Here is a 21,239-nt window from a genome sequence, read left to right on the forward strand (position 1 = left end):
AAGCTAAATTAATCAATTAGTGATTGTTAATTGTCATTATTTTTTCCTTTTTCAACCCTATACATATTGAGAATACTAGCTTCAATTACACTTATCGCAAAAGGTTTTTCAATCACTTGAAATTGATATTTCTGAGCAAAAAGATACGGATTGAATGGTGTGTCGGTTGAGATCAATTTAATCGATTTATTTGTTTTAAAAAAAGACTCTAAATCATTCATTATATAACAATCCTCTGCATTTAATTCTAAACAGCTATACATTAATTTTACTTTTTGATAGAAATCGTTGTAAAAGTAAATTGTTTTTTGATTGTAATCTTTCACAAAAATAAACTGTGCTTTGAATTCAGAGAACATAAAACCATTAGGCCAATCCTGAGGATAGGAATAAAAATAATACCCTTTACTAGAGTCGTTATTTATTGTTACCTGTTCGAGTAAATCTAAACGTAACATTCTATGTTTTTCAATGGTATTTACCATTTTCAATCTTTATTATTATAGAACTACAAATTAAATTAAAAGATTATTTTTATAATCTTATTTTTTAGGAAACTCACAAAAATTATAATAGATAACTTGACTATCATCGACATAATGTTGGAATGTAATACAATCTAAAATCCCTGGTTTACCATTAAGTGTAAAATAGTGGTTTGTTTTTCTATCAATGTTGTCAAAATGAAAAAGTCTAAATAAATTATAAAATCCGAATACATCTAAGTTTGTAAATGGATTGTTTTCTGTCATACCAACCCCTCTTAGGATTTGATTGCAGCCGTCTGTCAAGATTTGCAATTCTTCGTCATCAAAATCTGAAGGAGGTTGATTAAAGGCATCATGCTTTCTATATATCTCTGGACCCATCTTTAGATACATCCATGCTTTAGAAAAAATATAGGCAAATTGATTGGTATCCATTAATAGTTTTTCTTCTTCGGAAAAATTATTTATTACTTCATCTAATGCTTGTAATTTATTTTTCATAGTAGTTTTTTATAAATCTTATTTTTAGAATGGTAAATCAGAATCGTCCTCTTGTTCGGTCAATGAAATATTGCTTGTATCTAAATCAATTTCCTCTTCCTGATAAGCCTCGTATTGGTTTTTATATAAAGCTTTTAGTCTATCTGAAAGCAAGTCGTAACAAAATACTGAGTCAATTTGTAAAGCAAAACTACCTATTTCCTCGTTATCTGCATATAACAAACTCAGGTATTCAAAAGTTGTAGGATTTGCTTGTATTGCTTGTTTTACAAATTGCTTGTTTACAAATAAATCATCTGGAATTGAATTAATTACAAAGCTATTTTTTTTAATTTTTTCTAACCAAATATTTTGATTCGTATTAACATCAATTGTATTTTCTTGATTGATCGACTCTTCTAAATTAATGTGTTCTTCTTGTTTGAGTATATTTCCATTTAAATCAATAGTAGCAAAAGTACCGTAACCATTTAACATTTCGTCTTCCTCAATTTCTAAACTAAAATTATGGTAAAGCTTTATTGATTGATATTTTGAGCACTCTATTTTTCTTATTATAGAAAGTGGGATTATGTGTTTTTTCGGAAATTGTTGAAAACTCGTTGTAAACCACTCTCTATTTTTATTAGGAATATTTTTGAAACATTCTTTCTCTATCCATTCCCCTCTAGGATTTTTAAATGTTGGGCTAATTATCAAAACTTTAGCCATACCTTTCTTAAATGAAGAGGCATAACCAAATTGAAAATCGATAATAACCTCCCCTTTTGCGTTAATATAACCCCATTTACCATTTAAAGCGACAGCGGCAAGACCTTCGCTATACTGTTTGCCATTATCAAAACAAAAGGGAGTAGCCAGTTCTAAATTTTCATCATAATAACCACTATCTACAAATAATCTATTTTCTGAAAATTTAAATTCACCATACATTTTATTTTTTTCAAGTTCAGCAATTAGCTTTAGTTGGTTATTGTTAGCATCATAATGGTATAACCTTTGATTTAAATCATGGTCTTGGATGAAAATAACATTATTATCAAATGCTGAAATATCTCTTGCGTCGCTGTAGATAATTTTACCACTACTATCCATTAAATCATATTGTTGGTCATCGCCAAATTTAGAAAAACAAACTAAATTATCATTTTGAAGAGGCTGCATGTAAGTATAAATTATGGGCAGCAATAATTGTCCTTGATTATTTTCTAAATTATAGAATTCTAAATGATCTGGAAAGAGCTTTTTATTAATAAATACTATCTCTTTATCTGTTAAATTATTAATTTCTTTATTTAAGCTTGCTAAAATGTCTTGTAATTCATAACACATTCCTACTTGAGCATCAATAGTATTTTTATAAAACACTTTAGAAAGTTCTAAAGTAGGTTCAAGCTTAATTATTTTAACTTTTTTCATATCAATTTAATTTCCCTAAAATGGAAGTTCTAAGTTATTGTTTAAATTTCTTTCCACATTATGAGACGGTTCGTTTCTGTTGCAAATTTCATCATATAATTCCTTTCCTAAAACATCAATCCATTGATGTGGCAATTTGTCTCTATGGTCGCAATAAATAGAATATACTTCTGGTGTGATATTTTCAAAACCTTTTTCAACCATATATGATGCTAATAATTCACTGTATGCTTCTATTTTATTGTTTTTTTTATCAACATTTTGTTCTAAAAAATCTTTTAAAACGATGTCAAATTCATTATTAGTCCTATTATTAGATAGAAAATAACTACTGAAAGTACTATCTGTATGAAATTCAGAAAATAGACCTATTTCGTACAAAGTAATGCCGTTATTGTTTAAATTATTATTGGTTATTTTTGCAGAATCTGTAAAAATTTCAATATTATTTTCTTCATCAATTGAAAAATCGAAATAATGAGACACTAGATTAACTGATTCATATCCAACATTACCAAGTTCATCTTCACAAGACTCCACCCAATTAAAAGTAGTAATAGTATTCAAATTTTCATTAGTTATCAATGATTTTAAGTTCTCTTGAATAGCATTATTTACTTGTGAAATGAAAAAATTTAGATTGTTAGCATCCTGTTTGTATAAAACGATGCCATATTCCTCATCAACATTACCATAGTTAATCTTGTAAAATCCCATTATTATTATTTTTAGAAGTTTTAATTAATCGAATTGCAGCATTCAAGACAAGCCAATCATCTTGATAACCAAAGAAAGGAATGGAATCATAAATTAATTCTTCTTCGTCAAAAAGATACGTTAGTGACCAAATAGCAATTTCATTTTGTTCTTCAATTGCTAATGGCAATAAGTAATTCATCTGATCTTTTATACATTTTTTAATTTCGTCGGAATCTTTAGTAATCACAAAGGATTTGGAATAGTCAACTATTTCCTCTTGGGTCATTGGATACCCTACAGTCATTTGCATCAGGTTAATAAACTTATCATAAACGGTAGTGAACGTATTCTCTGTTAAAATCTTGATTGCGTCAATATTGGACTCCCCTTGTATATGGGCGCAAAAATTGAAAATGACTTGTTTATCTATAACACTTGAAGTGTAATGGTGAAATGGTTCAATTAACAATCCGTTTATATAATCTGAAAGATCTGTATTTATGGCTATTTTCAGTATTTCTAATGCTTTTTCTTTTGTTGGTTTTTTCTCTAGATTGCCAAGGAAATAGTGGACAGCATCCATACAAATTTCTTTTTTATCTTCATGCTGTAAAGCTATGATTAATAACAAGATAATATGTCCATAAATATAGGCTTCGCTGCTTCTTTTATCTAAAACATCATACAATTCATTTTTTTCAGAAAGCGAATAGATCAAATCAATTGATTCTGATGTTTTGATACAAAATTCTAAAACATGCTTGAATTGATTTGTAATGCGCTCTACATCATTATCAAATAGCGGATCGGGATTATTCCCAAGTAATTTTTCACCTAATACGGCAATGCCCTCGTTTCTGAAACGTTCAATTATGTTTACTGCTGTCCAATTGAAATGGGGTTTCTTTAAATTTTCATTTAAACTAAGTGCAGCGTCTGCAAAGTTGTTTACTTTTTTATTAGTTGCCTCTATAGTATCCGTTTTACTGATCATAACATAATCAGCAGCATGGATAATTTCATGCAATATTGTATCATCATATTCATAAAAATCATCACTAGCATAGATTTTTTTTTCAATAATCTGCCTTATCGTATTTTGGTAAATTCTGAAATAAAAAATAGTATTACTGCTTTGATGTGCATCAAAAAGGCCTAGAATATTTTCGCCATAGTCAGATTCTAGCTCGAGATTTACATGAAAAAAGATATCATCTGATGAAAATAAGCTATTTACTTTTTCAAATTGGAGTTTAAATGATTTTCTAATTTCAATTAAAATTTGGTTAAAATCTAATTTAGGTGTAACGTGCCTATAATCAAATTCAAAATTCATCCTAACCCCTGAGTTATCAATTATTTTAATTTCCATGTATTTATAATTTTGATGCTTTTAAAGAAAATCTATTCAAATTATTTTAAAAAAATAAAACAAAAAAAAGTTACTATTACTAAAATAGAAATTATTAATAGTACTATTTTTTGTTGAAGTTTTCTCTTCTTTGCGAGCATGATATTTAAGTATGTTTGTTCCTCAAATAAAACTGAATTACAATAACGACAACAGGTTTCATTTTTCTTGTCGGGAACAGCAAACGTATCATAATAATCAAATACTACTCCTGTTTTATCAAAATTTGCTGGACAATTTTCATTAACTACACAAACAAAATTTAATTTAGATATATCTTCCATTAAATTATTTTATTTATTTTTTAATTATATTTTATATTAACTCAAAAGACTGCTTTTAAAGCTTACTTTTTTTGGAATAGATTGTTTTTTTACTCAGGAATTTTACTTGATTTTTATTTAATAAAACAAAATGATTGATCTCTTTCCAATTCCTGCTTATTTCTTCTCTTGAATTTATTGAAGAGGCATTTACTATCACAAAGAAATCATTATTTTTATGAATTATTTGAATTTTATCAAATGTATTTTGAATAGTAGCAGTATAGGGTGTAGTTGAACAATCTTCTAGTCTTTTTAAAGCCTTGTAATCCCCTTTAAACCATTTTTTGAGAAAGCCTAAATGGCTGTCTGAACACTGATAGCCTAAATTTAATGCTGTTAGAACTTTACACTTTAAATTACTTCTATCTGCATTACATTCATCATCCCAATTACAATCACTTCCAATAAAAGTTGCTATATAACCAATAACTGCTCTTTCTGGGTCTGTTATCGTTTTACAATAAGATTGATTAATACAAATTTCTGAAAACGTAGTTTTATATTTTTTATTATATTTTTCTTCACGCCATAAAAAAACAATGGTTTTATTGTGCTTCTTGAAAGATTTTTTTTTAGTACTCTTTAATAAATTTTCATTTATTTGTAGTTCAGCATGATTCTTTGCCGCTTTGATAGGTATCACAAAACTAAAAAAGCACAATAATATTACGAAACGTTTCACCATTAATTTTAAATTCTAAACTTTTTCAAATTTAATTTTTTTAATTTAATGTTACCTTGTATATTTCAATTAAATTTAGTTTTTTATGAAAACACTAGCTTATTTTGGTTGTGGCATCGAAACTATGGATTTTTCTGATTTTCAATATGATCGAATTATACTTATTGATTATCATTTAAAAATTCTTAATAAAAATTTTGAAGAAGTAATTGAAAATAAAATAATCATTAAAATGGCTTGTGCTGCCTTAGATGCCCTTGCTATTTTAAAACAGAAAAACATCAAATTAGATTGTTACATATCTATAAATGAAGGGTTAAGAGATGGGTACGGGGATTACCCCTTAAATGGTAGTTATTTTTTGTCTTATTTAGCGCCTGTTCTTAATGATACTTATTATCACATCTATGCTCCGAGATATTATGGCAAAACTGACATTACTCCATTGTGTAATAAAAAGAATTTCAACAATAGTTCGTTTAACATTTTAGGTCCTGTAAGTATTGAAGCAACTGGTGTTATTGCTTCAAAATTAAATAATTGCGAAAATTTTCCATTAAAAAGTTATTTACTTCAACGAAGAAGGGATATTGTTGTTTTTGATGATCCTAATGCAAATTTTAAAATCATTTATGGTAATATATGGGCGCATGAACCTGATTTGGATGTTTTATTTTTAACTTTGAATAAAAAATATAGTCCATTTCTTAAGCAGTTAAAAAAGATTGAATGGTTTGAAAAAGGAGTCTTTCCCTATGACAAATTGGAAAATTTAAATATGAAGGAGGTTAAAAAAATTGGTATAATTCCCTGGTATAGTATAAACTATATAGAAGAACTGAAAAAAATCATGGAATTTGCAGAAAAAAACAGCATAGAAATTACTTTGTTTTTTGTTGATAAAAATGACCAAATCCTTTTTGAAAATATATTACAGAATACATTATTAAAAATATGAAACCAAATATTAGAATTATATGTTTAGCACAATATCTGCTTAAAAATCCAGATGGACTTACTCTACAAGAGCTTTTTTTCTTTCTAAAAACACGAAGTCTAAATGTAAATGAAAGTTTGTTTGACCAAGATCTTGAACAAATGAGATTACTTGGCTTAAACTTAAGATTTGAAGGGAATAAAATTATTTTGACAAACGAAACCTTACCTGATTTTTGGAATTTAGATTCGCCAATAGATTAGGACATTTCTTCTGTCATTCGAATAAGTCCTTGAATATATTGATCCTTGGTATTTGTGTAAATTCTTAATTTACCTAGTTTTAACTTTATTTGTGTAAAATAGAAATGGTTGGGATTATTTGTAGTATGTAAAGTTATCACTTCACATAATTTTTCTATAGCTTGACCATAGCCTAGCACTACTACTTCTTTAAACTGAAGTAAACTAATATTATCATTGCTGATATGCTGAAAAAAAAATGGATAATTCTCGATGATACTGCTGGCATATAGTGCATAAATATCTTCAAAATCTCCTTTGTTTAGATGATAAAATCTTATCGATTCCAAGTTGTTTGATGGCAAAGCATTAATTAAGTTTACTATTTCTTCGTAATTTCCATTATTCCAAGCAACCAAACCTACTCGTTTTACATCACTTTTAATATAGGTTTCCATAATTTCTGAAAAATGCTTTTCCTTGATATTTTGTACTTTTGGTTTGCTTTCAAAAAAATCTACTACATTTTGACTACCGTTTGCTCTACCAACCAACTGGTGTTTTGATCTTAAGTTTAAACCTATAAAATCTAAATTATCTTCATCTTCCCATATACTTCCATGAACTATTTCGATTTTCATACCTATACTATCAGAATTTAAAGAGGTTACTTTACGTTCTTTTTTCATAAGCAATACATTTCCAAATACTTCATCTTGCGAAAATTCTCGATAAGAAGTAAAGAGTTTTGGATTGATATAACCAATGTCCTCAGAAGTGAGCTTTTTTATGATTTTATGCCCCCAATCCATTTTTGTAACCGCATTTAAATTTGAATCGTAATAACTTAAATCACAAATTAATAGGTATTCCTCTAGTAAAATTGGACTTAAATACCCTATAAGAAAATCAGAAAATAAAGGATAAGATCCTCCGCCTTGCCATAAGCCCTCATTTATAAGGACTAAACAATCAATTTTAACTTGTTTTGATTTTAAATAATCTATAGCAAACAAAGCATCCATTCCTAAAAATGTAATTTTTGGATGATCTTCAGGATATGATTTTTTAAAATTACTATTTCCATCTACAAAATAAAGATGGTCAAAAGGTAAGTTTTCATATTCTGGCTTATATCCTCCTGAGGCAATATATAGTAACGTTTTGCTAGTGTTCACCGTTCTAAAAATTAATTATTAGATAATCTAAAAAAATAAAATAATTAATTTTTATTTACTCCTCCTCATTATCATAAAGATAATCTTCATAACAATCTTTTACATCAAATCCTTCGTTCAATAATCGTTTGGCTACACAAGTAATCCCTTCTGAATACACTTTGTCTAAAAAATCATATTGAATTTCTTCATAATTTTCATCTTCTTCCTCATTCGGTCCATAAATAGACGTTGGATATTCTTTAATTACCATTTCCAATTCTTTTAATTGGTCAGCATTTAGGAAATTACTATATATACCTTCTTGATACATTATGTAGTGTATTAGGCTATAAATAGAATTATCGTAACTACCATCAATTTTATCTAAATAGAATTTTTTATACCCATAGTTGGGAGTTACTTTGAATTCTTTAGATTTTTTGAATTTTGCTACATGCTCATCAATAATCTGATTTAGAATTACATTTACTTTTTCTATTGCTTTATTAGTTTCCATAAAAGGTGTTTTTTAGTTTTGTTATTTTTTGTGGTAGAAAAACAATTTTATTTTATAATTAAATGGTTTTCTTTTTTGTTTCAGGTAGAACAAAATTTAAAAATAACAATAGAGCCATTTTTTTTATTGTTTATAAGTTTTACTTTCTTTTGTATTAAAACAAAATTAAAGTATTGGGAAGCTACCGTTTTGTTCTAACATCTGTTCTTTTAATTGGTTAAATTGATCAACCAATTCGCTTTTAATATATACATCACCAAATCCTGTTAGCCTAGATTCATTTCTAAACTCAGAATCAGGAAACTGAGCCAAAAATCCAGAGTTACAAATTTGTTCATATGTACCAGCCATTGTGGTACCAACTTTTACTAAATTACTCATACTATTCGTTCTTTTTTAATTAATTTTTTATTTATTATTTCAAAAATAGATTTTTTATTTTGGAAATAAAAATTTACGGTTAAAAATTAATTAGTAATGTATTAATAAATAATATCAATAATTAGGAAGGCACTAAATTTACGAAAAAAAGTTAAGATCAATTTTGCAATCTATTTAATAATTGAATTTTTCCTTTTTCTACTTTTCGTTAAAAAAAAAGAATTTAACTGGTAATAATTTATAAGTTGAAACCCAATAATATTTTTAAAAAGGTATAAGAAAATTAACTGTGATAATATTTCTTAATTAAAAAAAACACAAGTTTAAATTTAATTATGGTGTGTTCTCCACGATTATCATTATATTAACTTATGAGAGAACCAAGAACTTTAATTGACTTGTCTACCATTTCTTTTTCCTATTAATAAATTAATTTTAGGAAATTTATTTATTCATGGAATTTATATAGTGTTGAGGACGAAATTACTTTTTCTATTTTTATTCTGACTTTTATTTCTTTGTACTATCTAATTTTTATCTTAAAATGGTAATTCTTCTTGTAACTCATTAAATTTGTCTAAAAAGACACTCTTTAATCTTTCGGAAAAATAATAATATAAATCTGGATTTAAATTAAAAGCAATTTCACAAATTTCATCATCATCCGCATAATAAGTACTAAAATGTATAAAACACTTTGGATTTTCTTGAATAGATTTTATAACAAATTCCCTACTCAAAAATAAATCATCTGGGACAGAAAAGGTTAAATCACTGTGATTAATTATTTTTTTTAACCAAGAATTGAATCGTTCTTCTTTTTCCAAAACATCTAATCTAGCTTTTCTGTTTTTCATTTCTAAATCAGCCTCGATTGCAATTTCTATATTTACTTGGTTACCCAATTTGTCTATGGTAATCCATTTTCCATATTTGTCTGTATCAATCGGAAGATTGTAACTATTATTACCAAAACCTAATGCGTAAAAATGATATTGTTCAATAAATTCCTCTCGCTTTTTCTGTAATTTTCTAATTACAGATAATGGTTTCTTAATTTGTATTGGAAATTGGGGGAAATTAATATCAAATACATCTTCAGAATAATTAAATTGACTATGTTGATTGGAACTATTTACTTCTATCCAATTTCCTTTTTCAGATTTAAATTCAGGCTTTAACTCAAATACTTTGGCAAAACCATTTTCAAATGAATTGGCATCACCAAATTGAAAATCAATTACGATTTCACTTTTATGGTTAATATATCCCCATTTCCCATTTAAACATACTGCTGCAAGGCCTTCATTGAATTCTTTTCCTGCATCGAAACAAAATGGAGTTTGTGGCTCAAAATTCTCATTTACATAACCGTTGCTAAAAAACAATTTGTTTTCAGAAAAACGTATTGGAGATTCAAAAAAACTATCATCAACTTCTTCAGCAATAAAAACAAGTTCTTCTGATTTTGAATCGTATTTATATAGATTATTATTCAGATCATAATCTTGAATGATAATCAAATTATTGTTTAATAAATGCACGAAATAAGCATCCTCATAAAGAACTTTTCCATACTTATTTATAATATCTAAAAATTGATTATCGTACTTAGATAAAGGGAATAGTTCGAGAGATTCTTTTAAACCGTAAAATAAATTTGTGTACATAAAAGGTAGACAAAACTCATCTTTCGTATTCACCAAATTGTAAATTTTTAGATTTTTCCAAAATAAATTTTCGACAATTATTGTTATATCCTCTAATGATAATTCTTCAATTTTTTTATTTAAATTATTTAATTTTTCTTCTAAACGAATTGCGATTTCTGCATTACTTTTCAAAATAGTATTGAAAAATAATTTATATTGTATAATGTTAGGGATTATGGTAATTAACTTTAGTGCTTCTTTCATTTGTAAATTTGTTTTCAACTTACTTATTCCTTGACCAATTTAAAACAAACTGACATTGTTCTACTGTTTCAGGAGAACTTCTGTGAGCAATATTGGTAGTTCTCTTGAGATAATTTATAGTATCTATCACTTTTTCAGGTTCAGCAAATCCATTTCTAATAAGATAACAACCTATTACAGTTCCTGTTCTTCCTACGCCACCCCAACAGTGCACATAAACTCTTTTACCTAGAGCGATTTGTTCGTCTATTTTATTAAGAATTTCAACCATAAAGGTTTCTGAAGGAATATTTAAATCTTTTATGGCAAATCGCAACATTTCAATTTTTTTATTCTTTTTGGCAGCCTCTTTGTATAATGTTATTGAATAATCTTCTAATACCTCATCGCTAAAGTTCTTTTCAACAACTTCCATTAAATTAATGATAACATCAATATTGCAGTCCAATAAATTATTTATTTTATCAATTTTTCTGCTTTCTGTTTTTGAACTTGGAATTTCACCTGCAAGTAATTTATTAGTCAAAACCCAATAGGATCTTTCATAAGGGATAATGGAATTGTTCATAATAAATTATATTTCTTTGCCGAAAATTTTTGAAAGTTTATATTTGACTAAATTACGTTCGCCAGGCGTTTCATAATATCTACTATTGATAGCCACAAGAATTTGAATTGGTTCATAAAATGTTTCTTTTTCTTCTGAAGTCATTGAATTTACTAGCTCACAAATTGTATCAAAATATTTTCTTTCATCAGGAAGATATTCATCAAGTACAGCTCCAATATCATCCATTGTTACCGACTTATACTCGGATAAAAAGTCTGCAATTGGTCTGTACCTTTGTAATAGCTCATCTGGAAAACAAGCAATAAATATTTTTAATACTGTTATTTCAAATTTCTCTTTATTCATTTTGCATATATTTAATAAGACAATCAGAAGGTACTTGTTTCTCAATTGATTTGGTTTCATTTTCCCCAAAATAATAATCTGTGGGGTATGGCATTCTTTCGGGTAATTTTTTATATAAAATTATTTTTTTTAGCTCTAAATTATTTTGTATATCCAAATATTTCAAATTTTTTGATGAAGCTAAATCAATATTTTTAATTAAGTTTGTATTGCACGACACCGTTTCTAATTTTGAATTAGCCGGAAAAATAATCTCGTTAACTTTGTTTTTATCACATGTTAACCAAGTTAATTTTTCATTATAACTCAAATCAATTTTTTCAATGGCATTAAAATTACATAAAACAAATTCTAAATCAGGTTTGTTTTTAAAATCCAAATATTTTAATGAATGATTAGACTCTACTCTTATAAACTCTAAATTATTATTGTTTGAAATATTAATTTCCTCGGCTTGACAATTCATAATTGAAATTTCATCAAGATTTGGATTGAATGAAAAATCAATCTTTGGTATAAAAGTCATCATAGCAAAAAAACTTTTTAACTTTATATTTTTTGAAATGTCAAAATCTAAATACAAAACATTAGGAATATCATTATGACTAACAATTCCCGATCCAATAGAAAGATATTTAAGATTAATATTGTTTGATGTAACTAATTTTTTTAAATTTTCATTATGAGAACAACTTAAATGTTCAAGAAGAAGGTTACTTGAAAAATCTAGTTCTTTTATATCATTGCCAACACAATCTAGAATTCTTAGTTTTTTAAAAGCTTCAATGCCTTTTATACTTTTAATTTTATCATTCTTAGGTGATGAAATATTTAATGAATCTATATTTTCTACATTAGAAATTAATACGGAATGATCTAAAATAGTATCTAACTTTAATTTTATTAGTTGCTTTTCAAAATTAATATCGGGAATCTCAATATATTTTTTATTCATTTTATAAAAAAGAGCATTCATTTCTTTTCCTCTTTTTGTTTCAAAAAAATTATCGGGTATTATTTCTCTAGTTGTTCTTAATTTTCTTCTTTTAACCCATTTACCATCGGTGTTAATAGAATCCATTTTAATTATACTTTCGTAATAATCAGAGTAGGATAAATAAACATTTCTATCATATTCAACGTCTTCATCGTCAAATAATTCATTAGTAAGTCCTGAAAAATCAAAAATAATTTTATACTCGTCTTTGGTTCCTTTATTAACAGCAATGGTATCAACTTTTATAGCTGTAGAAGTATCTTTTGATATTTCTATTCTATCTATTTTATTACTTTTTTTAATTACATTACAAGAGGTAATTAAAAAAATTAGTAGTAAAGTAATCGTTTTAAATTTCATAGGTTTTTGATTAAAAAACATTAATAGCTAATTTTCATTGGGGCTAATTCTTCAATCATAATTAAATCATTCTTGGTTGCTAGTTGAAAATATTTATGGTATTTAGTTTCTTTATTTAGAATACCATTAATAGTTATTTCGTAAATATTATTTTTATCTTTTTCAACCGGAATATCAACTTGACTAAAATAATTAAATGATTGATGAATTTTAATATAAAACAGTACATCCGTTCTGTTTTCCTCATCTTCTTCAAAATATTGCGGGACTTCATAAATTATAAAATCAAAAATAAGATCAGCATCCATCTCAAAATAATGCATCCCCAATAATTTATATTTTTCTATTATGTTCTTTTTATTTAAATTGAAATCTTCCAACTTTTCAGACCCTAAAAAATATTTTTTGTCAAAAGAAATACTGCTATAATTATACAATTCAGGGATTTTAATTGAATTACTACTATTGTACAAGGAATCTGGAACTTTAACCATTTTGAGCGAATTATCTTTAATAACAAAACTCCATGTTTCCATTCTTTTAAAAGAATCTAAATAATTTTTAAAAAAATAACCTGCATACTCAGGTTCTACCTCTGTTAATTTATTATTCTTTGTGCTAACTTTTTTTGCTTCAATAAGTAAATCGTCAAGATAAATAAATACATAGAAATTTTCTTCAGCAATTTTTTCAACTATTTCTTTATCATCTTGTTTAGGAACATTTATAGCTTTGATTAATGGACGATAATAAAGTTCAATTTGCCTTTCTTTGTTTTCTTCATAAGGTTTAGTATCATAATAAAAATCTTTCTCCGTATTGTTATTTTGTTCTCTTGCTATGCGATAATATTTTTTAACAAATTTATCTTGTTTTTCTAAATAATCTTCTTCAAACAAAGTAGCCAAAGTTACTTTCTGATTTTTATAAACAATAATTTCGGTTTTAGTGGTACAGTTTTTTTTTGGAGTAATAATTAAATTCCCTTCTGAGTATTTTAAATCGGCAATGTCTGTTCTATGCACATTATTTGTATCAGCAATAAAAATATTAGCTTCTTTTTTTTGAGCTTGTATTGCAAAACAATAAAGACTGAGAAGTATAAAAATTATTTTTTTTATCATAAATTATAAAAAATTATTTGCATCCATTTAAAATATTTGGATCAACAATAGTAATATACAAGTGTTGTACTTTATTTATGGTAGAACAGCCACACATGGTAATTTGAAAATATTTTGATAGTCCTCCATAATAATATAAAATATTTATTAGTTGAAGCAATTTCTATTAATATTTAATAATTTCGAATAGCTATTTATATTTATTTAGGTTTAATTTTGCTAACATGACTAGTGAAAATGTACATTAAAAATTTACTGTTTTAAAAGCAGTATTTAATCTATCAAAAATAAAGAGGATTTCAAATTTATTTATGTCTAATAGAATACTCTTTGATATTGCTAATTTCTGCTAATGATTTTAGATCTTCAAACTTAAATATTATCGCAACATCATCGTTAGTTATATTGTCAAATTGAAGATAAACACCTGTAAATCTATTAATATTTGGAAAGTAATTATGTCCCTTTTTATCAATCATTACACTGCCACCAAATCCATTTTCAATGTACGCATCATTTAAATAAAATACTCCAGATTCATCAAATAATGAAGGTACAATAACATATTTTTTATATCGTTGAAATGCAGCTATTCGCAAATTATCTTCTACAATAATATCATTAATTTGCGAGTTATTATTGTTGGAAAAATTAGAAATTGTTTTGTTTTTTATTCCGTCAGAAATAACAAAGTTAGTTAAACCTGATTTAAAGCTTAAAATAATATTGTATATTATTTTAATACTATTAGAATTTCTTAATAAATATTTATTGTAATCACCATTATACCTTATAGTGATTGGATATCCCGATCCTGATTGTAAGCTAATACCTTCTAATGTTTTAGTTAAAAACTCAGGAATATTTGCAAAATTTAAATTTGGCTTAACAGTAACAAATATTGGAATTTTATATAAGTTATCGTATTGTTTTTCTGGATTGTTAGCTTTTATTTCATAATCAAATGATTTCTGAATTATATTATCTAAATATTCTGACATTTTTAACACTACTTTTTGTTCAGCCTCTTCATTCAATTTTTCTAGTTTAACGTTCATCGCAAATGCAGCTCCATTGAATTCAACCTTATATCCTTTAGATTCCATGTATGTTTTTAATTTAAAAACAGAAACTATAACTTTTAATGTAGATACACAATCACCATTTTCTATTTTAACTTCAGAAAGTATACTGTATTTTTCAATATTTCCTTTAGTTATTGATGTTATTTCCTCTTTAACTACTTCATCATTATTAATTTTAAGATCCTGTGATAAATAAACACCACATACCTGGGTAATTGCAGAGAAGAGAGCCGATTCTCTTGCTTTTTCAAATGTAGCTCCGTTTCCGATTGTTGTAATAGTAATACTAGTGTCATCTATTGTATTTGAAAAAGAAAAAGAAAAAATCAAAAGAAAAAAAATGCTTAAAATTGTTTTCATTGTATAAATATTTAGTTAGTTTTTTTATCTGTTATTTTAGAATAATATACTGAAATTGTTTTTTGTCCAGTTTTATCTTGAAAAGAAGTAAGAAACAAAGGGATATTATGAGTAATAAGTCTTGTATTACTTTCAATAATCTGATCTGAGTTTATTTGATAAGACCTATTTGTGTTCACCGCGTCAATATAACTGTTGATTTGCAACATTGCTTTTGTTTTAGCAACGGTATTTATTGCTTTATTTGAACTTTTTAATTCTATAACGGAAACTAAAAATTTATTCCCATTGTTTTCAATTAATGTTACATCACTAAATGGATTTTTTAAATACAGTTGTTTAATATAATCGGCTAAAGCCTCATTATCTTCATTAAATTTTTTATTATTGATTCCTTCAGCAGTTTTCTCTTTTTTAACTAAATAAAATCTCATTTCTTTCGAAATCAAATCAAGAATTGGTAATTCCGTATTTCCATATTCGGTGTCAACAAGATTTAAAACCACATTGTTTTTTTGTGGAGTTTCTGTTCTTATAAATATTTTATACGAGCCTTTCTCTTTCTCAATTTTAGAAATAATATTATTTACATCTTTTATTTCTAAATTTAAATCTATTGGTGAAAGCTTTACAATAATAAGTGCATCAGATACATTTGGTCCAATTGGCACTCCAATATTTCCTTTTGATCTTTCGTTTTCAGTAATGTTGTAATACTCTAGTTGTTTCTTTTGGGTAATAGTAAAATATTTAATTTCTTTTTCCTTTAATGATGGTAAAGTATTATCATCCATCAATTGTCCAAAATTTATACTATACTCATTTCCATTATTTTTAAAAGTAATTACTTGGGCCCCAGAAGTTACTTCTAAATAATACAAATCATCTTTTTTAGTGATTTCTTCTAATTTTTCTATGCTCGATTCAAAAGTTAATTCTAACTTGGTGTTAAAAATTAATAAGGATTTACCGTCTTTAATAGCTGACGAAACTTTTGATGCTTCTTCCTTATTTTCAGTCCAAACCAAAGTAGATTGAGAATAAATAAAGGTTGAAAAAAGAAAAAAAATTAAAAATTGTATTCTGCCTATTCTTATATTCATTTACGTTACAATTTAAAAATAAAAGGAAATTTATTTATTACAATCTAGTATTCTAGCAGTATATTCGGACATAAAAATACCGCCTGACTCAGTGCCTTTATACTTTTGTTGTTTTTGTTTTAGAATAGATTGCGACAAATCAAATAATCTAGTATATTCCTTGAGCATTATTTCATTTTCCGAATCTGTGTGTTTTCCACTTAATTTCTTTTGATAATTTCTTAATTCACAATTTGCATTTGCAGCTTCTTGTGCATCCACAGAAACATCTTCTAGATTCGTTGGCTTTTTCACCAAATAAAAACGAACTTCTTTGGATGCTAAACCATCAACAGGAAGATTTGTAGGATCCTTAAATTCTTTGTTTTTAATTTGAAGAATATGCTGAGCTGGTGCTTTCAAAAATATTTTATAAACACCATCGGTCTGTTTAGTTACTTTGGTAATTCCATTATTTTTCTCAGTTATCTCAAGTTCTAAATCGGGTGGAAAAACATTAATTACAACCAATGCATCTGAAACATTTGGACCAATAGGAACAATGTTATTGCCTTTGTCTTTTTCCTTTTTTGTTATATCTTCATATTGCAAGGCAATTAATTTAGATATAGTAAAATATTTAACCTCATTATTATTTAAACTAGGAAAACCATTATTCATTCCTATCTGACCAAAATTTAAACTATAATCCCCAAAATACTTTATAGTTATTACCTGTGGACCTGAACTTACAAAAACATAATATTTCCCATCAATCTTATCTTCAATTTGTAAATTTTCTATACTAGAATCAAATTTTAAATTTAAATCTGTTTCAAAAACTAATAGTGATTGTCCATCAGGAATGCTTTTTGTAATGTTTACTGCTTTATCATCACTAAGAATAAATTCTAGAGAAGATTGGGAATAGGCTAAACCAAGATTAAAAAAAATAAAAAAAATAATTATTTTTTTAACAAATACTTTGATAAAAAAATGAGAGTTCATATTTTATTTGTTTAAATTAAAATTTTCTAATTTAAACTTTTCATCTTCAGACAAAGTACGCGAACCTACTTTTTCTGGTTGCCAAGTTCTAACATGAATTAGAGGTTTGTCATCATCTGCAAAGTCAATTACTAATAATAAATATCCAACATCACTGTAATTTGTTGTGTTCCATCCTTGCATCATATTTACGCCATACATGTCTGGGTATTTTTTGTGTCTTTTTATTTCAATATCATCAAATTTTACATTGATATAAGAATTGTTCTTAAATATTGATTTTAATTTATTTAAATATTCTGCTTTGGTTTGTTTTTGATAGGTTACCATGGCACTATTCATTAAATTACTAGATGCATCAGGACTTTTTACCTGAACTACTTTTCCTGTAATGATTAAAGCATCTTCACTAAAAACAGATTGTAAATAACTAATGTCTTTTCTATTATATGCTGTTTTAAAATTCTCAACAAAATCTAATATAATTTGTCTTCTTCTAAATTCTGTAACATCAGTTCCTTGCGATATAAGTTGGTTATATCTATTGGTTTCCATTGAAATATAGATATTATCAATTAAACCTGAATCGGTAAATAATAATACAATTTCTTGGTATTGATCATCTTCTGCCGCTTCTTGCATAAATACTGGGATATTTCTTACCTCATAGCCTCCTTGTGGTCTTTTAATGGCTTTTTCAATTACATCCGCTTCGTAACATCTAAAAGGACTCATCTCCCACATTGAAAGTAATGATGCGCTTACATCAGATATAATAATTTTAGAATTAATTGCTGGGGTTGATTTGTTTAAAAAAGATGTATTTAATGTTGTTAGAAATTCAGAGGCATTATTTTCCATCTTTGCTTTAAGCACATCATTGTTGACGTCTGTTATCACAACTTTTGTTGTATTTTGTGAATAAACAATTGTAGTATTTGAAAATACAATTCCTAATACTACTAATAGGGTTAATTTAAAATTCATAAACATATATTTTTGATAGTTGATTAATAAGTTGATTTTCTTTTATATTTATCTTTTTAGAGTCAAGCAAGTTGACTCTAGTTTCATCCCCTTTATCTAGAAGGTAAAGAATTTTATTTGTGGTTTCTTCATAAATAATAATATAGCATTGATTACTATTATCAAACGCCTCAATTCGAGAACTATACATGATTTTTCCTTTCATTTTAAAGGTATTTAATTCCTTTAAGACGCTATTAATGTCATCGGTATCCAACAAACTATTAATTAAACTACTATTGGAAAGCTGTTTTGTTTTACTTTCGGAAATATTGGATGCAACTTCTTTGTTGACATTTAAGCTTTCAAGTGGTTTTGTGTCTTTCTCATACATCGGATCTAGTATAATTTGAGGATGTGGTATTACATTCGCATTGAGAGAAGAATCTGTGCTATTTATCTCTACTCCATTTTTAGCTATATAAGCAATAGCTGCCACTTTGTTTCCTCTTTGTTTTACTATATAAGAAATATTCTTCTGATTTAAATTAGGAGCCGTTTTTACTTCATCGGTTGACCATAATGACTCCGAAGCTTGTTTTTTAGCTTCCAAATCAGATGGAGCTGTAGCTTGGCTCCAAAAATAATTTCCTGAAATTTTAACTTCTTTTTCTTTATCTAAATCAGGTGACTGTCCAAAAAGGAAAACATTTTGGAGTAGTAAAAAGGAAAACATTAAAAATGTCTTATTATTTAGAGATAGTTTTTTTTTCATTTTTTAGTAGTATTTGAGGAATCATAATCTGCAAAAAGATTTTTTATGTTATCGGATGGAATATTGGTATACAACTTCGCATTAATAATGGGATTATTGCCTAAAAGAGTATTTTTATTGGTATTTACATACAGTAAATTTACGAAGTTTAGTTTTCTATTAAAAATAATAAGTGTACCAGACATACTTTCATCCGTCTTTTCTTCTATGCCAAAATAAAATTCAAAATCAGTACCAAAAAAAGATATAAAATCATTCAAATTTACCTTGTAATCGAATTTTTCGTCACCATATATTTTGTGGGTAATATTTAGTTGTATTTTTTTATTGGCTTCCATTGGCATTAAAAAAATATTACAAAAAGATTCCAAAGGATACTCCCTTGAAAACAATGGCTCGATAACAACATCCGTTACTTTGTAATACTTTGTAGAAGTAATAGATTTAAAATAACTGTTACCAACACTTACCTTTATATCATCTTTATATGTTTTTAATTGGTCTTTAAGTGGTGTCTTAGGGATAAAATTAGCATAGTTTTTAATAGTTTTAAGTGATGCCATCACCTGTTCCCCATATTCTTTTTTGTCCATTCCACTGATTACAGCATTTGTTGCTGGGAAGATTATTGTAATTTTCCCATTCATATTTTCTAATACTGCGGTATATTCGAGACCTTCTTGTTTAAGACTAAAAGCAAATTCATTTTTTATAATTGGAATTATCCCATTTATTTTGCTAAAACCAATTTCGCCCAATGCTTTATTGTTTTTAAAAAGTTGTATTCTATCTTCTTTATTTTTTTTATTAATATAAGCAGTATTGTTCCAAAGTAGGTCTTCTAAAAGACTTCTTTCAATAAAGCCGATAACAGAAGGTGAAAAAATAAGATTGTTGTCTAAAGAAAATAAATCTAATCCAACATGATTAATTTGGCCTTCATTATTAAAAGATGTTTTAATAGGAATAGAATCACCCGCAATTTTGCATAAACACTTCGTATTGTTCGCTTGATTAATCGAATTTTTACATTCTATTGGTAAAATAGAAAATAATTCATTTAGTCTATTATTTGCAAAAACACTTTGCGCCACAACGCTTTGAAAGCATATGGCGCAAAGGAAACAACAAACTATTGTTATTCTATTAATCATCTATCTACCAATCATTATAACTTCTTTCAAGGTATTACTAGCATCGTATAATTTACCTGACACTACTTTACCTTCATAAAATTCACCAATTAAATAATCACCTGCTTCGGCATATCTCTTTTTCATATCACGAGGTGAAATTAATTCATGTTGTCCGTAATAAAAAGTACCTAAACCTTGCATTTGGCCATTTTTCATTTCACCTACATATTTACTACCACCAGGAAATTTTTTAGTTTGAGTTCCTTTTGGAGTAGCAACATTGGTTACTGCTTTTTTAGTAGTTGCCGGTTTAGCTTCCTCTACAGCTTTAGGTGCAGGTGCTTCTGGTGCTACTGTTTCAGTAACAGGTTCTGCAGGTGGAGGTGTTGCAACTGGTGCTTCAACAACTGGTGTTTCTATGACAGGTGGAGCAGCTGTTTCATCAGTTTTCACTTCAGAAGATTTACCACTAAAGAAAAATACCAAGCCACCAATGAGTAACACACCAGCTGCTATAGATCCGATTAGTTTGAAGTTTAAAGGTTTCTTACTACCTTCATTCTTTAAAGTTGAGGGATCAACTTCTATAAGACCACAGTCTACATTATCTATATTTGTTAAACAAATGAATTTTCCTGTGTTATTTTTTTCAGGGAATTCATCTGAAGTTAGAACAAATTCATTACCATCATTTTCAATATTATATTTACAATGAGGATTTATGCATTTAAAAAATTTAGTTTCCATAGAT

24 protein-coding genes are annotated in these 21,239 nt (G+C 26.8%); 2 read left to right on the plus strand and 22 right to left on the minus strand.

The features are described 5' to 3' along the window. Positions 1-26 precede the first annotated feature (26 nt). The 7 genes from ABD766_RS09995 to ABD766_RS10025 are packed head-to-tail and all read right to left on the minus strand — an operon-like array spanning position 27 to position 5,529. A complete protein-coding gene (locus ABD766_RS09995; RefSeq protein WP_344816544.1) occupies positions 27-485 on the minus strand; it encodes a hypothetical protein in 459 nt (152 codons plus the stop codon). Positions 486-542: 57 nt separating this feature from the next. Beyond that, complete coding sequence (locus ABD766_RS10000; protein WP_344816545.1) at positions 543-989, minus strand: hypothetical protein; 447 nt, start codon at positions 987-989, stop codon at positions 543-545. Between the two features lie 24 nt (positions 990-1,013). Then, entirely contained in the window at positions 1,014-2,408 is a 1,395-nt protein-coding gene (locus ABD766_RS10005) for a WG repeat-containing protein (protein ID WP_344816546.1), read from the minus strand. 15 nt (positions 2,409-2,423) lie between these two features. Then, positions 2,424-3,125: a hypothetical protein gene (locus tag ABD766_RS10010; protein WP_344816547.1), complete on the minus strand. Its 702-nt coding sequence runs from the start codon at positions 3,123-3,125 to the stop codon at positions 2,424-2,426. Continuing rightward, positions 3,106-4,479: a hypothetical protein gene (locus tag ABD766_RS10015; protein ID WP_344816548.1), complete on the minus strand. Its 1,374-nt coding sequence runs from the start codon at positions 4,477-4,479 to the stop codon at positions 3,106-3,108. Before ABD766_RS10015 ends, ABD766_RS10010 begins: the two co-directional genes overlap by 20 nt. Positions 4,480-4,520: 41 nt before the next feature. Next, positions 4,521-4,802 carry a hypothetical protein gene (locus ABD766_RS10020; protein WP_344816549.1) on the minus strand — a complete coding sequence of 94 codons (282 nt, stop codon included), beginning with the start codon at positions 4,800-4,802 and terminating at the stop codon, positions 4,521-4,523. A gap of 55 nt (positions 4,803-4,857) precedes the next feature. Beyond that, entirely contained in the window at positions 4,858-5,529 is a 672-nt protein-coding gene (locus tag ABD766_RS10025) for a hypothetical protein (protein WP_344816550.1), read from the minus strand. An 82-nt stretch (positions 5,530-5,611) separates the two neighbouring features. On the opposite strand from ABD766_RS10025, the gene ABD766_RS10030 reads away from it, so the two are divergent. Together ABD766_RS10030 and ABD766_RS10035 are read left to right on the plus strand one after the other, a co-directional pair. Beyond that, positions 5,612-6,484, plus strand: coding sequence for a hypothetical protein (locus tag ABD766_RS10030; protein ID WP_344816551.1), 873 nt, complete (start codon positions 5,612-5,614; stop codon positions 6,482-6,484). Next, positions 6,481-6,726: a hypothetical protein gene (locus tag ABD766_RS10035; protein ID WP_344816552.1), complete on the plus strand. Its 246-nt coding sequence runs from the start codon at positions 6,481-6,483 to the stop codon at positions 6,724-6,726. Before ABD766_RS10030 ends, ABD766_RS10035 begins: the two co-directional genes overlap by 4 nt. On the opposite strand, the gene ABD766_RS10040 is transcribed toward ABD766_RS10035, so the two are convergent. From ABD766_RS10040 to ABD766_RS10110, 15 genes are all read right to left on the minus strand, one after another. Further along, a complete protein-coding gene (locus ABD766_RS10040; protein ID WP_344816553.1) occupies positions 6,723-7,883 on the minus strand; it encodes a hypothetical protein in 1,161 nt (386 codons plus the stop codon). The genes ABD766_RS10035 and ABD766_RS10040 overlap by 4 nt on opposite strands. A 55-nt stretch (positions 7,884-7,938) precedes the next feature. After that, positions 7,939-8,382: a hypothetical protein gene (locus tag ABD766_RS10045; protein ID WP_344816554.1), complete on the minus strand. Its 444-nt coding sequence runs from the start codon at positions 8,380-8,382 to the stop codon at positions 7,939-7,941. A 165-nt stretch (positions 8,383-8,547) separates the two neighbouring features. After that, positions 8,548-8,763: a hypothetical protein gene (locus ABD766_RS10050; RefSeq protein ID WP_344816555.1), complete on the minus strand. Its 216-nt coding sequence runs from the start codon at positions 8,761-8,763 to the stop codon at positions 8,548-8,550. 539 nt (positions 8,764-9,302) lie between these two features. Further along, positions 9,303-10,679 (minus strand): WG repeat-containing protein, encoded by a 1,377-nt coding sequence (locus tag ABD766_RS10055; RefSeq protein ID WP_344816556.1) that lies wholly within the window; start codon positions 10,677-10,679, stop codon positions 9,303-9,305. Between the two features lie 19 nt (positions 10,680-10,698). Beyond that, on the minus strand, positions 10,699-11,247 hold the full coding sequence (locus tag ABD766_RS10060; protein WP_344816557.1) for a protein-tyrosine phosphatase family protein: 549 nt from the start codon (positions 11,245-11,247) through the stop codon (positions 10,699-10,701). A 6-nt stretch (positions 11,248-11,253) separates the two neighbouring features. Further along, positions 11,254-11,595 (minus strand): hypothetical protein, encoded by a 342-nt coding sequence (locus tag ABD766_RS10065; protein WP_344816558.1) that lies wholly within the window; start codon positions 11,593-11,595, stop codon positions 11,254-11,256. Beyond that, the gene (locus tag ABD766_RS10070) at positions 11,588-12,952 is read right to left on the minus strand and encodes a leucine-rich repeat domain-containing protein (protein WP_344816559.1); all 1,365 of its coding nucleotides are present in this window, start codon (positions 12,950-12,952) and stop codon (positions 11,588-11,590) included. Before ABD766_RS10070 ends, ABD766_RS10065 begins: the two co-directional genes overlap by 8 nt. 20 nt (positions 12,953-12,972) lie before the next feature. Next, entirely contained in the window at positions 12,973-14,076 is a 1,104-nt protein-coding gene (locus tag ABD766_RS10075) for a hypothetical protein (protein WP_344816560.1), read from the minus strand. A gap of 305 nt (positions 14,077-14,381) precedes the next feature. Next, positions 14,382-15,521, minus strand: a complete 1,140-nt coding sequence (locus tag ABD766_RS10080; protein WP_344816561.1) for a hypothetical protein — start codon at positions 15,519-15,521, stop codon at positions 14,382-14,384. 11 nt (positions 15,522-15,532) lie between these two features. Beyond that, positions 15,533-16,624 carry a hypothetical protein gene (locus tag ABD766_RS10085; protein ID WP_344816562.1) on the minus strand — a complete coding sequence of 364 codons (1,092 nt, stop codon included), beginning with the start codon at positions 16,622-16,624 and terminating at the stop codon, positions 15,533-15,535. Between the two features lie 30 nt (positions 16,625-16,654). Further along, the gene (locus ABD766_RS10090) at positions 16,655-17,611 is read right to left on the minus strand and encodes a hypothetical protein (protein ID WP_344816563.1); all 957 of its coding nucleotides are present in this window, start codon (positions 17,609-17,611) and stop codon (positions 16,655-16,657) included. A gap of 3 nt (positions 17,612-17,614) precedes the next feature. Beyond that, positions 17,615-18,598, minus strand: coding sequence for a hypothetical protein (locus tag ABD766_RS10095; RefSeq protein WP_344816564.1), 984 nt, complete (start codon positions 18,596-18,598; stop codon positions 17,615-17,617). After that, positions 18,588-19,352 carry a hypothetical protein gene (locus ABD766_RS10100; RefSeq protein WP_344816565.1) on the minus strand — a complete coding sequence of 255 codons (765 nt, stop codon included), beginning with the start codon at positions 19,350-19,352 and terminating at the stop codon, positions 18,588-18,590. Before ABD766_RS10100 ends, ABD766_RS10095 begins: the two co-directional genes overlap by 11 nt. Then, positions 19,349-20,506, minus strand: a complete 1,158-nt coding sequence (locus ABD766_RS10105) for a hypothetical protein (RefSeq protein WP_344816566.1) — start codon at positions 20,504-20,506, stop codon at positions 19,349-19,351. The genes ABD766_RS10100 and ABD766_RS10105 overlap by 4 nt, the downstream gene beginning before the upstream one ends. Continuing rightward, positions 20,507-21,235, minus strand: coding sequence for a hypothetical protein (locus ABD766_RS10110; protein ID WP_344816567.1), 729 nt, complete (start codon positions 21,233-21,235; stop codon positions 20,507-20,509). Positions 21,236-21,239 lie beyond the last annotated feature (4 nt).

The organism is Flavobacterium cheonanense (genome assembly GCF_039539185.1).
GTDB classification, from domain to species: domain Bacteria; phylum Bacteroidota; class Bacteroidia; order Flavobacteriales; family Flavobacteriaceae; genus Flavobacterium; species Flavobacterium cheonanense.

Bases quoted from the DNA above. Each gene is read 5' to 3' on its own strand.
- ABD766_RS10030 (WP_344816551.1), top strand. From the start codon at position 5,612: ATGAAAACACTAGCTTATTTTGGTTGTGGCATCGAAACTATGGATTTT.
- ABD766_RS10110 (WP_344816567.1), bottom strand. From the start codon at position 21,235: ATGGAAACTAAATTTTTTAAATGCATAAATCCTCATTGTAAATATAAT.
- ABD766_RS10035 (WP_344816552.1), top strand. From the start codon at position 6,481: ATGAAACCAAATATTAGAATTATATGTTTAGCACAATATCTGCTTAAA.
- ABD766_RS10020 (WP_344816549.1), bottom strand. From the start codon at position 4,802: ATGGAAGATATATCTAAATTAAATTTTGTTTGTGTAGTTAATGAAAAT.
- ABD766_RS10070 (WP_344816559.1), bottom strand. From the start codon at position 12,952: ATGAAATTTAAAACGATTACTTTACTACTAATTTTTTTAATTACCTCT.
- ABD766_RS10095 (WP_344816564.1), bottom strand. From the start codon at position 18,598: ATGAATTTTAAATTAACCCTATTAGTAGTATTAGGAATTGTATTTTCA.
- ABD766_RS10075 (WP_344816560.1), bottom strand. From the start codon at position 14,076: ATGATAAAAAAAATAATTTTTATACTTCTCAGTCTTTATTGTTTTGCA.
- ABD766_RS10005 (WP_344816546.1), bottom strand. From the start codon at position 2,408: ATGAAAAAAGTTAAAATAATTAAGCTTGAACCTACTTTAGAACTTTCT.
- ABD766_RS10080 (WP_344816561.1), bottom strand. From the start codon at position 15,521: ATGAAAACAATTTTAAGCATTTTTTTTCTTTTGATTTTTTCTTTTTCT.
- ABD766_RS09995 (WP_344816544.1), bottom strand. From the start codon at position 485: ATGGTAAATACCATTGAAAAACATAGAATGTTACGTTTAGATTTACTC.
- ABD766_RS10105 (WP_344816566.1), bottom strand. From the start codon at position 20,506: ATGATTAATAGAATAACAATAGTTTGTTGTTTCCTTTGCGCCATATGC.
- ABD766_RS10090 (WP_344816563.1), bottom strand. From the start codon at position 17,611: ATGAACTCTCATTTTTTTATCAAAGTATTTGTTAAAAAAATAATTATT.
- ABD766_RS10050 (WP_344816555.1), bottom strand. From the start codon at position 8,763: ATGAGTAATTTAGTAAAAGTTGGTACCACAATGGCTGGTACATATGAA.
- ABD766_RS10010 (WP_344816547.1), bottom strand. From the start codon at position 3,125: ATGGGATTTTACAAGATTAACTATGGTAATGTTGATGAGGAATATGGC.
- ABD766_RS10025 (WP_344816550.1), bottom strand. From the start codon at position 5,529: ATGGTGAAACGTTTCGTAATATTATTGTGCTTTTTTAGTTTTGTGATA.
- ABD766_RS10045 (WP_344816554.1), bottom strand. From the start codon at position 8,382: ATGGAAACTAATAAAGCAATAGAAAAAGTAAATGTAATTCTAAATCAG.
- ABD766_RS10100 (WP_344816565.1), bottom strand. From the start codon at position 19,352: ATGAAAAAAAAACTATCTCTAAATAATAAGACATTTTTAATGTTTTCC.
- ABD766_RS10085 (WP_344816562.1), bottom strand. From the start codon at position 16,624: ATGAATATAAGAATAGGCAGAATACAATTTTTAATTTTTTTTCTTTTT.
- ABD766_RS10015 (WP_344816548.1), bottom strand. From the start codon at position 4,479: ATGGAAATTAAAATAATTGATAACTCAGGGGTTAGGATGAATTTTGAA.
- ABD766_RS10060 (WP_344816557.1), bottom strand. From the start codon at position 11,247: ATGAACAATTCCATTATCCCTTATGAAAGATCCTATTGGGTTTTGACT.
- ABD766_RS10065 (WP_344816558.1), bottom strand. From the start codon at position 11,595: ATGAATAAAGAGAAATTTGAAATAACAGTATTAAAAATATTTATTGCT.
- ABD766_RS10055 (WP_344816556.1), bottom strand. From the start codon at position 10,679: ATGAAAGAAGCACTAAAGTTAATTACCATAATCCCTAACATTATACAA.
- ABD766_RS10000 (WP_344816545.1), bottom strand. From the start codon at position 989: ATGAAAAATAAATTACAAGCATTAGATGAAGTAATAAATAATTTTTCC.